The organism is Catenulispora sp. MAP12-49 (genome assembly GCF_041262705.1).
GTDB lineage: Bacteria > Actinomycetota > Actinomycetes > Streptomycetales > Catenulisporaceae > Catenulispora.
In genome coordinates, this window is sequence record NZ_JBGCCP010000021.1 from 146228 (window position 1) to 158835 (window position 12608).

Genomic DNA, 12608 nt, shown 5'->3' on the forward strand with positions numbered 1-12608 from the left:
GGACTCGTGAGCCCGGCGGGGCCGCCTCTTGCGGCGGGCCGCCGATAGCAGTAGCAAATACAGCAGTGTTCCACCAACTCAGAACACTGACACCCGTCGGCGCACCCGCCGCTCTCGTCCGGAGGCAGCCTTGATCCGTCGTCTCACCGTCGCCGCGCTCCTGGGAACCTCAGCCTTCGCCTTCTCGACGGCGCCGGCTCACGCCTACGCCGCGTGCAAGGCGGACTACGCCTGCACCACCACCTACTACTCCACCATCAGCCACACCACCGTGGTCGGCCAGATCTTCGTCGACTGCGCGGGCGGGCGGTCGTCGTGGGGCACGATGAGCGGCTTCGTCGTGGTCACGAACTCCGCGTGCAACGCCCCCGATTAGACGAGCATCGAAGGCCAGGGCCACCGCTGGACGTGGTACGGCAACCAGACGGCGTAGCCGCCCGCTCGCCACACCAGGTTCTCGCCGGAGAAGTCCTCCAGGACCGTCGCCGGGAGCGCGGTCTCGGCGACCCCGTCGAGCAGCCGCGCAAGGGCCTCCAGGTACTCCGGCTCGTCGAGCGTCAGCCGGTGCAGCTCCCCGGTGCGGCGGTCGCGGATCTGGACGAATCCCGGGCCGCGGCGGTGGATGCACTTGCAGAGGTAGAAGGAATCGCTCCACTTCAGACCGATGTCCGCGGCGTCCTCGGCGCCGAGGACTTCGGCCGGGGGAAACAGATGGCTGAGAAGCCGCCATCCGGAGCCGGCGGCGTCGAGGCGGACCCGCCACTCGACGACGATGCCGCGCGCTGTCAGATCGCGGACCAGCGCGAGATCCCTGATGACCGCTGCGGCCCGGGAAGGATCCCCGACCGTGTCGACGACGTGCCCGAGGGCGACTCGGCGCACGCCCTGGCGGTAGAGGTCGTCGGCGAACAGCGATGCCGGATGGCCGGGGGTCCTCGTCCCCATCCGGACGCCCGGCATCGCCGCCGTCCCCGGATCGGGATGGCGCCACAGCGTCAGAGTCTGGCTGGTGCTGGTGCTGGTGCTGGTGCTCGTGCCGTTGCCGTTCATGACGCAGCCCCCACGAGCTCCTCGACCAGCGCTTCGCTGCCCAGCAACCGGCGGGCGTCGATCCGGAGCAGCTCGTCGTTCGTCGCGTCCGGGGCCACCTGGACGTAGTGGCCGTCATCGCGGAACAGCAAGCCGAGCGCGAACCACTCGCGCAGCAGCAGCGACACCGCTTCCTGATCCGCCCCGGGAAGGCCGGCCTCGGCCAGCTTCCGGGTCAGCGCCGTCGGGGTGTGCGGCTGATCGAGCAACCGGAACGCGGCCACGTCGAGCGGCCGGACCAGCCGCAGGTGCTCCCACGGGAACGCGCTGCGCTGGTTGGTCAACAGGATCTCCTCGCCGAGGTCGCACCGGGTCAGCCGGCTGTCGCGGAACTCGGCTTGCCAGGTGGCCAGCGCCTCGTCCAGACGGTCGGCCATCGGCCGGCCGATGCCCTGGGGCTTGGACTCGAAGAGGTAGGCCAGGTCGAAGAGCTCTGATTCGGGCAGGTCGTGGATGAGCGAGTATTGCCGTCCCGGCAACAGTCCGTCGAAGCCGAGCTCCGGACGGTTGAAGTAGGGGCTGAAGCGCTCGATCACGATACGCGCGGCCCCGCCGGCCGGCTCCAGATGGTGCAGGGCCGGGAACTGGTCCAGGATCGGTTCGTAGTCGGCGTCGGTCTCCCCGGGGAAGCCGTAGAGATAGTTCCACGACACCGACAGCCCGCAGCTCGCCCCGTCGCGCAGCATGCGGACGTTCTGGCAGCCCGTCACGCCCTTGTCCATGATCTGCAGGACCCTGCTGTCCAGGCTCTCGATGCCCGGCTGGACGTGGACCAGGCCGGCCCGGGCGAGGACCTCCAGCTGGGGCCGCCGCAGGTTCGACTTGATCTCGTACTGCATCCGGAGGTCGTGGCCGTCCTCGATGATCCGGGGGAGCAGGGCGGAGATGTAGCCCATGTCCAGGATGTTGTCGACGACGAACATGTCGAGGATCTGATGCCGGCGGACCAGGCCGTCGATCTCCTCGCGGAACCGCATCGGGCTCTTGCTCCGGAACTCCATCGACGAGCCGTTGAGGCCGCAGAACGTGCAGTGGTGCTTCTCGCCCCACCAACAGCCGCGCGCGCCCTCGACCACGAGCCGCGGCTCGACCCAGTCGGCGGCCCGGGACTCCTCAAGCCGCTCGAAGTACCCGTCGTAGTCCGGTGCGACGATCGCGGCGGGCGGCAGCGGCCGGCTGGACATCGGGTTGGCCGCGGTCGACCCGTCCTCGGGCCTGCGGTGGCACAGCCCCGGCACGCTCTCGAAGCCGGTGCCGCCGCTCTGGAGCAGCCGCAGCAGCTGCGGGAACGTGACCTCGCCCTCGCCGCGGATCACGTAGTCGACCCAGGCGAAGTTGCGGTGCAGCGCCTCGCCCTGGGGTCCGTCGCAGTTGGCGCCCCCGAAGACGGTGACGACGCCGGGCAGGAGCCGCTTGACCTCTTTGGCGAGTGCGAGGCCGGCGACGGTCTGCTGGTAGGTGGAGGTCAGGCCCACGACGTCGGGGCCCATCGCGGCGACCTGTTCGGCCAGACCGCGGATGAACTCCGGGACCAGCGCGTGCAGGTCGCGGTTCAGCGCGTACTCCTCGGCGGTCATCGCCTCGGCGAACTGCTCGTCGAATTCGGCCGTGCGCCAGTCGGGGTCGTCGTAGAGGGCTGAGGAGAAGACCCAGTCCCCGAGTCCCTGGAAGTACGTCAGCGCCGCGAAGTAGTGGTAGTCGTGGTGGGTGAAGTCGTAGCGGTCGGTGATCCAGTCCACGAAGTCGAGGTTCGCGTGCACCACCTCGACCTCGCTGCCGGGGACGTTCTCCGTCACCGCGCGCTTGAGGATGCCCAGGGCCAGTGACGGCACGTCGATGGGCATCCAGGGCATGTTGAGCAGGACGACCTTCGGGCCCGGCACGCTGCCCGCCACCGTGGTGGAATCGGCGGATCGCTCAGCGTTCGTCGCGGTGTTCACGATGCCTCGCTCAGGCAGAGCTCGCGGCGGGCCAGGATCTCGTCGCGGTCGGCGCCCGGCAGTTCGAGGGCCCGGGTGTAGTCCCGCACGGCCTCGGCCTGCTGCCCGGCGGCCTCGTTGACGTAACCGCGGTTGTAGAGGAGATCCGGGTCCTCACCGGCCAGATCCAGAGCGCGGTCGAGGTCGGCGAGCGCGTCGTCGAAGCGGTGGTCGCCGAAGTACAGCGTGGCCCTGACGGCGAGTGCCTGGTGCATGGCCGGGTCGGCGGCCAGGGCCCGTTCGAGCGCGCTGTGCGCGGCGGCGGTATCGCCGATGGCGATGGAGGCTTCGCCGAGCAGGCACAACAGGCGCGGGTTCTCCGGATGCAGGGCGAGTCCGGCCTCGATGAGCTCGGCTCCGGCGTCGACCGCCCCGATCTCGAGCAGGAGGGCGCCCAGGGCGATCCGGGACTCCAGCCAGTCCGGCTCGAGCTCCAGCACATAGGAGAAGTCTGCGATGGCCCCGTCGGCGTCACCGCCGGCCGCTCTCAGGTCGCCGCGGTTGTGGAACAGTTCCGGGAACGGCGGGGAGAGAGTCATCGTGTGCTCGTAGTCGGCGAGGGCTCCCGCCACATCTCCGACTTGGTACCGCGCGTTCCCCCGGTCGAAGTAGTACTCCGGGTAGTGGGGGTCGAGCACGACCAGCTCGTCGTAGTCGTTGAGCGCCTCGTCCTGGCGGCCGAGCGCCATGAGCAGCTGTGCTCTGTTGTGCCGGAGTACGGAGCGGTGCAGGGCGTGCAGGTGGCCCTGGAGTTCCCGGTCCAGCCGGGCCAGGCCGCCGTCGACGAGTTCCAGGGCCGAGCTCAGCTGCGCCAGGTGCAGTTCGGCCAGGGCCAGGCCGTTGCTCATGAACACCGTGTAGAACGCGCGCAGGCCCGGTTCGGCGATCTGCGAGGCCATCGCGATCGAGGTGTTCAGATGGGCCTTGGCCAGCGTGTGGTCCTTGCGCTCGGGGCGGTCGAAACGGGTGTGGAGCATGCCGATGTTGTAGTGCAGCGCCATCGTCTGGCGGGCACCCGTCGTCTGACTCAGAGCTCGGACATAGGCGGCGAGGGCGTCCTCCGGCCGGCCGAGCAGGCTCAGGATCTGGCCGCGGCGGGTCGCGACGTGGTGGTCGCCGCCGAGGTCGTGGTCGGGCGGCGCGACGTCGAGAAGCCCGGCCATCTCCTCGATGTATTCCAGCACCGCGTGGTAGTAGCCGATGTCCATGCAGTGCATCTCGGCCCGGACCAGCGCGGGCCAGGCCGTCCGCACCGGGTCGGCACCGTGCAGGCGGTGGTACGGGATCGCGCCCAGGTGCAGGGAGAACTCCTCCCGCCGCTCGAGCCTGTCGGCCCGCAGGTCGTGGAGCCGGGCGCGGACCGCTGGCTCAAGGTCCTGATAGGCCTCGTACTCGCCGGGGACGTCGCTGACACAGTCGGAGTCGACGAAGGCGCGGGCCAGGGCGGCCGGCTCGCCGGTGCCGGAGGCCTGTCCCCGGTGGAGTTCCGGTGCCTCGACGCGGACGGCGTACGCCCCGAGCGCTGTGACGAGCTCCGGGATCAGCGCGGTCGCGGTGTCGGTGCCCACCACCAGCCGGACCCGGTCCGGGTCGAGCCTGCGCAGCGCGATCGCCAGGAATTCGGCGTCGGTGTGGTCCGCCTCCTGCACGGTGTCGAACTCCAGGAAGAGCGTGCTGTCGTACCGCAAAACCGCGTACGCGGCGAGGAACTCGACCAGGTGGTGGCTGAACCTGCGGGTCCGGAGCGGCGAGTACCACCGGGTGCGCTCCTCGGGCCCGGCGTTCTCCGTCAGCGTCGGCGGTGCGGATCCGATCAGCGGTTCCAGCTCCGGGGCCGCGCAGAGTATGGCGACCCGGTGGCTCTCGACGAGCTCCGGCGCGACCGCGTACGCGTCGGGGACGAGCCTGCGGAGCACTTCGCCCAGGCCCGTGAAGGGCCCGCGCAGACGGCGATGGCAGTTCACTGCGATATCCCGGGGGCCGAGCGTGGACGCCGCCCCGGCGCGGGCCGCGCGGCGTTCGCCGACGATCCAGACGTGGCGGAGCTGTTCGGCGGCCGATGGCGGATGGATGCTCGTGGTCATGGGGTCAGGCCCTTCTGTTCGTTCGGCTGCCGTGCCGCGCGTCTGCGGTCCCGGAGCGTCAGGGTGAGGACAAGTGCGAGTTGGCCGGTGACGAAGAGGAACGAGGCGGTCGAGTCCCAGAAGCGCGCGGAGTCCGGGCCGTGCCCCACACCGCGCGAGAGGCGGGAAACGTATTCGGTGGCGATCCGGGAGAACGAGAAGGCTCCGCCGGCTATCAGGACGGTGACGAACACTGCGGTCAGCGGTCCGAACCAGCGCAGCACCGCCAGCTCCCGCGCTGTCCCCACGGGCTTCGGCGCGCCCCGGCGTACCAGGGAACGGAGATAAGTCCGGGTCAGTCCCCGCAGATCGGTGCACCTCAGCGCGGTCGCCAGCACGTGCTGGACGTCGGTCTCCAGGAAGAACAGGAACTGCCACAGGAACCGGATGATCGCGAAGTAGGCGCTCGCGACGGCGATCCGGCCGGGCAGAGTGAGCGTGCCGTGCGCCGCGGCGTCGGCCTCGGCCAGCAGGATGAGGACGGAGAAGACCACGAGATCGCAGGCCATCCCCGCGACGAAGGCGAGCAGGCGTTTGCGGCGCGGGACACTGTAGATCCCGGTCAGGGTGGTCTGGAACACGACGAAATAGAGGCGGTGGCCGATACCGATCCGGCTGGCGATCCCGAGCCGGCGTCCCGCCAGGACGTGCGCCATCTCGTGCAGCCAGATCAACGGGATCTCGACGGCGGCCAGCACCAGCGGAACGACGATCAGCGAACCGGTGAAGAAGATCCGGGTCGGCGTCGGCCGCAGCTGCGGGTCGGTCACCAGATAGGTGACGGCGGCGGCCAGCAGCGCCGCGTAGAGCAGCCATGCCGGCGCGGAGAAGAGTACTTTCGCCAGACGCCGCAACCGTACCGGCGCCTGGGACTGATCGGCGGGCTCGGCCTCGTCGTCGGCGTGCAGGAACCCGAGCATGCGCAGATCGCCGAGGAAGCCCTCGACATCCGGGGTCTCGCTGTATTCCGCCTCGTACCAGGCGACGGCCTCCGGGACACTGGAGACCTGCAGCTGCTTCAACAGTTCAGCGCCGTCCGCCGGCAGCACCGCGTACGACTCGGTGTCCGGCCGCCCGACCAGGACCTCGTCGCCCTCGTCGACGAAGGTGAGGTGGTGCAGGCGGATGCGGGTCGGGCTGCTCATGCTCGGGATGACCTTTCTGGTGCGGAGCTGTGCCGGAGGGGGGGAAGGCACCCGCGAGCGTGTTGGTGCGGCTCACGGGTGCCCGCCCTGGTGGATCAGGCGTCGGATCAGCCGTCGGTTCAGGCGATCCAGATGGGGCACGACTGCGGGTCGCCGTACATCGCCGCGGCGACGCTGGTCAGTCGCACGGGGCCGACCTTGCGGACGGTCACCTTCTTCATGGTTGCTCCTCCTCTCGGATGAGTGATCGGGCCGGCGGAGAGCATCTGCCGACCACTTCAGGCTGCGGCAGCGCTGCGGAAGATCGACGCGAAGCCGGACTGGAAGTCCGGATGGAATTCACGAGGGATATTCCGGAAGAGGTACCCTCACGCGGGAAAGACGGCTCCATCAAGGAGTCGTGCGGTGACCAGGGCGATGTCGCGGTCCTGGACCCGCCGGCGCAGCGCCTGAAGGCCCAGGCTGGGCACCGTTCCCAGGGAATCGCGCATCCTCGCCTCGGCGCGCTTGTAACAGGCCGCTGCCTCGCCGTGCTGTCCGCGTCGATAGAGCGCCAGCACCCGCAGCCCGATGACTTCCTCGTCGTGGGGGTAGTCACCCTCCCACTCGGTCAGCCGCGCCACCGCCGCGGCGGGGCGATCGAGGTCCAGCAGACAGCGCGCCAGGAAGACGCGGGCGTCCCGCCGCTCGCGTTCCAGCTGGCCGCGGAAGAGTTCGAACCAGCTCCCCGGCAGGCCCGCCACCGCCGGGCCGTGCCACTCCGCCAAACCTTCCTCGGTCAGCTGGACGGCCTTCTCGAAGGTGCTGTCCCGCAGCGCCGCGGAGGCGGATCGCAAAGCCCTGCGGAACCGGTGCAGGTCCACGTGCAGGGGGTCCACGTCCAGGACGTAGCCCCCGTTGCCTACTACGAGATCCACTCCATGTGGAGCCAGCGCTGATCGTAGCCAGCCGATGTACTTGTAGCGCACCGAGGTACCGGGAAGCTTGTCCCCCCACACCCGGTCGACCAGGGTGTCGGTCGGCACCAGCGCTCCAGGTGTGCGCAGCAGGACGGCCAGGACGCAGCGCGCCTTCGTCGACCGCAGCGCGGTCTCGTGGCCGTCGGCCCACGCCTGAACCGGACCCAGCAGACGGAACTCCATGATTGATCCCCTCCCGGCCGGCCCGTGTGGTTTCCGCGGGTGCCCGCCGGCATGGTCACACCCCCGTTCCGGCATGCGGCAGTCGACGGGATGGCTGTTCCAGCCCGGAGTCTTCGACATCGGGTGCTCCCCGCACCCGGCGGGGCTGCGCCCGCTCCGACACCTTTTAGGGACCACGACCAGGCCGGTAGATCGGTTCACGCTGCGCGGACGGCCCCCATCGCTGGCCGAAGCGACGAATGGCGATGTCAGAGGGCTGTTATAGCGCAGGCGCGTGGTGCTTCTCCCTAGTCGCTTCCACTGCCTCCGGGCAGCGACGCGAGACGGGCCCACTCAAGCGAGTGGGCCCGTCGGAGGAGTTGCTGGGAATCAGAAGGCTGACAGCCCGTTCGGCGTGCCCAGCCCGGTGGGTCCGTCGTAGCCGGTGACGGCGTTGCACTGGTAGTCGCCGCCGCAGTCCTGGAACGTGACGTTGTTGCCGCCGACGACATCGTTGAGCCCGGTCTTGGCGCCGGGGGTGTAGAAGGCTGAGGCGTTGTTGTACTTGGCGGGGTTTCCGGCCAGGGCGATGACGCCGGCGATGAACGGTGAGGAGGCGCTGGTGCCGCCGACGACGTTCCAGCCGGAGGGCAGGCCTTCCAGGTCCGGAGTATCAGTCACGTAGATGGCCGGGCCGGTCTGCGGGTCGGCGTCTGCGGAGACGTCGGCGACCATGCGGCCGGGGCAGTTGGCGTCGGTCTGCCAGGCGGGCTTGTCGACCCAGGCGGAGCAGCCGGAGCCGGCGCCCTGCCAGGCGGTCTCAGACCAGCCGCGGGCGTTGGTGGCCTTGGTCAGGGAGGTGCCGCCGACGGAGATCACCGAGGAGAACACGGCCGGTTCGGCCGGGATGCCGTAGCCGCTGTCCCCGGAGGAGGCGACGATGGCCACGCCCGGGTGCGTGTAGTAGGCGGCGTCGGCGGGCGTCACGCTGGATTCGGTGGCGCCGTAGCTGTTGGACACCTCGGTGGCGCCGAGGCTGACAGCGGTGTTGACGGATTTGCCGAGGTCGTCGCCGGTGGGCTGGTCGGCTTCGACCAGCAGGATCTTGCACTGCGGGCAGGCCGCGGAGACCATGTCCAGGTCCAGGGCGATTTCCACGCCCCAGCCCTGGTCGGCCGGGACCGGGGTGGTCTTGCCCTGCTCGTTGACCTTGGTGAAGCAGCCGTTGGCGGTGGTGCAGGCCGACAGGCCGTAGGTGGAGCGGTAGACCGCCAGGTCCGCCTCGGCCGTGGGGTCGTCCCCGGCGTCGACGATGGCCACGGTCTGGTTCGCGCCGCCGGTGGTCGGCAGCTTGTACGCCGATTGCAGGTCCGCCGGGCCGAACCCGGCCGGAAGCGTCGCCGCAGCCGCCTTCGCCGTACCCGCAACGCGACCGATGTGCGCCGGCTCATGCACGTCGGTGCGGATCTGCGCGAAACACCGAGCGAACCCGGGCTTCGCTGTACCGCACACATCCTTCACGTTGCTCGCGTGCGCAGCGCCGCTCTTGGCAGTCGCCGCAGCAGCCGCACCGGTACTGGCATTCGCTGGCGCGACCACCGCCGCGATCGTGCCGATGGCCAGCACGGTGGCCCCGAGCATCCCCAGCAGCCGGTGGTTTCCTATTCGACTCATGGTTGTGTTCTCTCTCAGCCGATGGTGTAGGCGTTGGCGACGGTCTGGGTGATCGAGCCGCCGAGCGCGTCGGTGGCGGTGACCTTCAGCCACGGCGTGGCGCCCTTGGCGCCGTTCGTCCACAGCACGGCGTAGTGGCCCTGCCCGGCCGGGACCACCGAGGCCGGGGTCCAGGTGGCGCCCTTGTCGTAGGACACGGACACGGTCGCGCCGGTGATCGCCGCCTGCGAACCGGCCTTGCCGTAGCTCTGATGCCCGACCGTCAGCAGCATCCCCGCGACCGGGCCGTGCGTGGTGTTCACGTCGTCGCTGGCGAGCTGGTAGTTCAGATCCAGCACCGGCAGGATCGAGCAGGCCGTCGTGCTGCTGCCCTGCGCGTAGCAGGTGTCGGCAGCCGGCAGCGTCCACTTCGCGTCCGCCGCCGGGTCGTAGGGCACGGTGATGTCGGTGTGCGACACCGTGGACTGGGTGAGCGGGGCCCCGGTGAGGTCCTCGTCGTACACCAGGCGGTAGGTGCCGGGCGTCTGCGACTGGCCGGTGAGGAAGGCGTCCGTGGAATAGTCCTGCGAGAGGACCTGGGCGCCGTCGCGGTAGACGGTCATGTGGCTGACGTTCTGGTAGGAGAACCCGCCCCAGGTGTCCGGCGAGCTGTCCTGAAGCGGGTTCAGCCCCAGCTCCACCGTGTCGCCGTCGGCGCAGGCCCGACAATAGGTGGCAGCCTGGTACTGGCCGACCTGCGGGGTGAGCGGGCCGTGGCCCCAGGTGCGCCACGTCACGCCCGGACCGTTGTAGGCCGGCGCGTCGGTGCCGAAGATCGCGTACTGCGAATCGCGGGACGGCGGTTCCATGGCGACCGCGGGGGAGATGCTCACGCCGTCGAGCGGTGCGCTGTAGTACGTGGTCAGGTGCTCCGGCGTGGGGATGACGTAGCCGATGCCGAAGCCGCCGAGCGTCGGCCCGGAGAACGCGTTCATGTACAGGCCCTGATGGCCGGTGTTGCCGGGGTCGCTGTCGATGGTGTTGTGGACCGTGGCCAGTTTCGAGGCGTCGACCGGGAAGGTCTCGTCGGCGTCGATGTGGTCGGCGGCCGGGTACATCAGGTCGTAGCGGTAGGGGTCCGCGCTTCCGGCCGGGCTCGAACCGCCCCAGTCGACCAGCTGGTACGCGAAGCCGCCGACCTGCGCCGGCGCCGTGGGATTGACGTAGGTCGGTCCGTTGGAGTTCGACAACACGCCGGTGGCCCGCCCCGTGAGATCGGTGCGGGTGAACTGGATGAGGTCGTCGTCGTTGACGGTGGGACGCGGCGTGGCCGCCAGCACCGGCACGGTCGCCAGGCGCTCGTCGGCGGTCACGGTGGTCACGCCGGTGTCGGCGACCGTGAAGTCGGTGTTCGTCACTATGCGCAGCGATGTGATGGTGTCCCCCGACGCGTCGAAGACGGGGAAGAAGGTGGTGGCCGAGTAGTGGCCGGCCGGCACCGCGAGCCGTGCCACGCCGTTGGTCAGCAGGATCGGGGGCAGGGAGACCTTGCTGGAGTCGTCCATGTTGAACAAGAAGGTCTGGCCGCTGGCCCCGGCCCCGTCCGTGTCCACGCCGTTGATCTGCAAGATGTGCAGCGGGTAGTACGGGACCGCCGCGGGTGCGGCGGCCGTTTCCAGGGCCGGAATCTCGTATTGCGACGCCACGAACTGCGCCGGCGCGGTCATGACCGAGTCGGGGATGACATAAGCGTGCTGTGGATTCGGCGCGTAGCGCACGGCCGGTACGGTCCCGCCGTCCGGGCCCAGCACCGTGACCATCGCGGCGGGGCCGGAACCGGTGACGAGGACCCGGTCACCGTTCGGCAGGGTGCTGATCTGAGGCGCCGTCGCCGCATGGGCTTGCGGGACAGCCGTCTGCGCGACGGGTCGCGAAGCGGTCGCCGCGGCGGAGCCGGCGGCTGCCGTGGTCAGCGCCACGGCCATGGCCGCCGCCAGGAGCGGGACACGGTGGGTACGGGCTAGCACAAGTGGTTCCTCCAGATCGTCGGATCAACTCCGGCGTGGTGTGCCTTTCGAAGTACTGACGACCTGAGGGATGCGGTGCGTTATACGTGTTCTTACATTCGGACCCTGTTTCTCGCATGCTGGGACGGCCGCCACGCCGGTGACGACACGGTGGCGCAGCGAAATCGCCAGTGCCTAGGCGGCCGATGCCCAGTCGCGTAACCTGACGGATCGTGCGCAATGTCGTAGTCATCGGAGGCGGGATCATCGGTCTGGCCGTGGCCTGGGAGCTGACCGGGCGGGGGCTGGGCGTCACCGTGCTGGAGAAGGAGGCCGACTGGGCCGCGCACCAGACCGGCCACAACTCGAACGTCGTCCACGCCGGGCTCTACTACAAGCCCGGCTCGTTCAAAGCCCGCATGTCCGTCGCCGGCAACCGGTCCATCGTGGACTTCGCCCGGCGGTACGACGTGCCCGTCGAGGTGTGCGGGAAGCTCGTCGTCGCGACCGGGCAGGACGAGATCCCGGCGCTGGACGTGCTGGCCGAGCGGGCCGTGGCCAACGGCGTGCCGGCGAAGCGGATCACGCCGGCCGAGGCGCGGGAGTACGAGCCGGAGGTCTCGTGCGTCGCCGCGCTGCGCGTGGAGTCCACCGGGATCATCGACTACCCGGGCGTCTGCGCCGCGCTGGTCCGGCTGCTCGGCGAGGCCGGCGCCGACCTGCGGCTGAACAGCGCCGCGCTCGGGATCCGGGCCGGGCGCACCGGAGGCGTCGAGGTCGCCACCGAGGCTGGCATCGTCCGCGCCGACGCCCTGGTCAACTGCGCCGGCCTGCACTCCGATCGGGTGGCGCGCCTGGCCGGGCTGACGCCGTCGGCCCGGATCGTGCCCTTCCGCGGCGAGTACTACGAGCTCCGACCCGAACGCCGCCACCTGGTCAAGGGCCTGATCTACCCGGTACCGGACCCGACGCTGCCGTTTCTGGGCGTCCACCTCACGAGGATGCTCGACGGCAGCGTGCACGCCGGCCCGAACGCCGTGCTCGCCCTGCGCCGCGAGGGTTACCGCTGGACCGACTTCTCCGCGAAGGACGTCGCCGAGGTGGCCGCCTTCCCCGGAACCTGGCGCCTCGCCCGCCGCTACGCGGTCCCGACCGGCCTGGACGAGGTCCGCCGCTCGTTCTCGAGGAAGCGCTTCGCCGCCAGCCTGGCCCGCCTCGTCCCGGCCGTCACCGAGCAGGACATCGTCCGCCACGGCTCCGGCGTGCGCGCGCAGGCCATGCGCCGCGACGGTTCACTGGTCGACGACTTCCTCATCGAGACCGCCCGCGACCAGGTGCACGTCCTGAACGCGCCCTCGCCGGCGGCCACCAGCGCGCTGGAGATCGCGCGGCATATCGCGGACCGGGTGACCGAGGGGAGGTGAAAGCCGAATCCCGAGGGGCGAGACCTTGAGGAGAAATTGATGGAATAATCCCGGCATAGTGGTAGAAA

9 protein-coding genes are annotated in these 12608 nt (G+C 70.0%); 2 read left to right on the forward strand and 7 right to left on the reverse strand.

From position 1 onward, the window contains the following. Nucleotides 1–130 precede the first annotated feature (130 nt). Entirely contained in the window at nt 131–376 is a 246-nt protein-coding gene (locus tag ABIA35_RS31905; protein ID WP_370347474.1) for a DUF6289 family protein, read from the forward strand. Here the strand turns inward: ABIA35_RS31905 and ABIA35_RS31910 are convergent. From ABIA35_RS31910 to ABIA35_RS31940, 7 genes are all read right to left on the reverse strand, one after another. Continuing rightward, nucleotides 373–1050 carry a DUF5825 family protein gene (locus ABIA35_RS31910; RefSeq protein WP_370360362.1) on the reverse strand — a complete coding sequence of 226 codons (678 nt, stop codon included), beginning with the start codon at nt 1048–1050 and terminating at the stop codon, nt 373–375. The genes ABIA35_RS31905 and ABIA35_RS31910 overlap by 4 nt on opposite strands. Then, a complete protein-coding gene (locus tag ABIA35_RS31915; RefSeq protein ID WP_370360389.1) occupies nt 1047–2972 on the reverse strand; it encodes a RiPP maturation radical SAM C-methyltransferase in 1926 nt (641 codons plus the stop codon). Before ABIA35_RS31915 ends, ABIA35_RS31910 begins: the two co-directional genes overlap by 4 nt. Before the next feature lie 53 nt (nt 2973–3025). Beyond that, nucleotides 3026–5152 (reverse strand): tetratricopeptide repeat protein, encoded by a 2127-nt coding sequence (locus ABIA35_RS31920; protein ID WP_370347477.1) that lies wholly within the window; start codon nt 5150–5152, stop codon nt 3026–3028. After that, a complete protein-coding gene (locus ABIA35_RS31925; RefSeq protein WP_370347479.1) occupies nt 5149–6336 on the reverse strand; it encodes a hypothetical protein in 1188 nt (395 codons plus the stop codon). The genes ABIA35_RS31920 and ABIA35_RS31925 overlap by 4 nt, the downstream gene beginning before the upstream one ends. A gap of 368 nt (nt 6337–6704) precedes the next feature. Beyond that, nucleotides 6705–7478, reverse strand: coding sequence for a BTAD domain-containing putative transcriptional regulator (locus ABIA35_RS31930; protein ID WP_370347481.1), 774 nt, complete (start codon nt 7476–7478; stop codon nt 6705–6707). 369 nt (nt 7479–7847) lie between these two features. Further along, entirely contained in the window at nt 7848–9131 is a 1284-nt protein-coding gene (locus ABIA35_RS31935) for a S8 family serine peptidase (RefSeq protein WP_370360363.1), read from the reverse strand. 14 nt (nt 9132–9145) lie between these two features. After that, nucleotides 9146–11137: a hypothetical protein gene (locus tag ABIA35_RS31940; RefSeq protein ID WP_370360364.1), complete on the reverse strand. Its 1992-nt coding sequence runs from the start codon at nt 11135–11137 to the stop codon at nt 9146–9148. A gap of 212 nt (nt 11138–11349) precedes the next feature. Here ABIA35_RS31940 and lhgO point away from each other — a divergent pair, with 212 nt between their 5' ends. After that, complete coding sequence (lhgO, locus tag ABIA35_RS31945; RefSeq protein WP_370360365.1) at nt 11350–12540, forward strand: L-2-hydroxyglutarate oxidase; 1191 nt, start codon at nt 11350–11352, stop codon at nt 12538–12540. Nucleotides 12541–12608: the final 68 nt, after the last annotated feature.